Source organism: Candidatus Eisenbacteria bacterium (assembly GCA_035712145.1).
Taxonomy (GTDB): Bacteria; Eisenbacteria; RBG-16-71-46; order RBG-16-71-46; family RBG-16-71-46; genus DASTBI01.
In genome coordinates, this window is record DASTBI010000028.1 from 1 (window position 1) to 1,300 (window position 1,300).

2 protein-coding genes are annotated in these 1,300 nt (G+C 65.2%); both read left to right on the plus strand.

The features are described 5' to 3' along the window. On the plus strand, positions 1–516 hold a 516-nt coding region (locus VFQ05_01275; protein ID HET9325379.1), incomplete at its 5' end, for a carbamoyl-phosphate synthase small subunit. 5 nt (positions 517–521) lie between these two features. Next, positions 522–1,300: carbamoyl phosphate synthase large subunit (gene carB, locus VFQ05_01280; protein ID HET9325380.1), on the plus strand; the 779-nt coding region annotated here is incomplete at its 3' end.

The window sequence follows — 1,300 nt, forward strand, 5'->3', positions numbered from 1 at the left end:
GTAGACCGCGGCGCGCGCGTGACCGTCGTCCCGGCGCAGATGCCGGCGCGCGAAGTGCTGCGCATGAAGCCGGACGGAGTCCTCCTGGCCAACGGCCCCGGCGATCCGGAGCCTTGTGACTACGCCATCGAGGCGATCGGCGAGATCCTCGACGCCACTCGCGTACCGGTGTTCGGCATCTGCCTCGGCCACCAACTGATGGGGCTCGCCTCTGGCGCTAAGACCATGAAAATGAAGTTCGGTCACCATGGCGCAAATCACCCGGTGAAGGACATCGATACCGGGCGTGTGGTCATCACGAGCCAGAACCATGGCTTCGCGGTGGACCCCGAGTCGCTGCCGCACACTCTGCGGCCGACGCACGTTTCCCTCTTCGACGGTTCCCTTCAGGGTCTTGCCCGTACCGATCGACCGGCGTTCTGTTTCCAAGGACACCCGGAAGCGAGCCCCGGCCCGCACGACATCGGCTATCTCTTCGACCGGTTCGCCAAGCTGATGGACGATGCTCGAAAGTAAAAAGCTTGCCTAAACGAACTGACATTAAGTCCGTCCTGATCATCGGCGCCGGCCCGATCGTCATCGGCCAGGCGTGCGAGTTCGATTACTCCGGCGTGCAGGCCTGCAAGGCGCTGCGCGCCGAGGGCTACCGCGTGGTGCTGGTGAATTCGAACCCCGCCACGATCATGACCGACCCGGAAATGGCCGACGCGACGTACGTCGAGCCGATCCAGTGGCAGGTGGTGGCGCGCATCATCGAGAAGGAGCGCCCCGATGCGCTGCTTCCGACAATGGGCGGGCAGACGGCGCTCAACTGCGCACTGGATCTCGCACGTGAGGGCGTGCTGGAGAAACACGGCGTCGAGCTGATCGGCGCCTCGCGCGAAGCGATCGACAAGGCCGAGGACCGCGAGAAGTTCAAGGCCACGATGACGAAGATCGGCCTCGGCTCCGCGCGCTCGGCGCTCGCGCACTCGATGGAGGAAGCGCTCCAGGTCCAGGCGGCGATCGGCTATCCGGTGGTCATCCGCCCGTCCTTCACCCTCGGCGGCACGGGCGGCGGCATCGCCTACAACCGCGAGGAATTCATCGCGATCTGCGAGCGGGGGCTCGAGGCGTCGCCCACCAAGGAGCTTCTCATCGAGGAATCGCTCCTCGGCTGGAAAGAGTTCGAGATGGAGGTGGTGCGCGACCGCAAGGACAACTGCATCATCGTCTGCTCCATTGAGAACCTCGACCCCATGGGGGTGCACACCGGCGACTCGATCACCGTCGCGCCGGCGCAGACGCTCACCGACAAGGA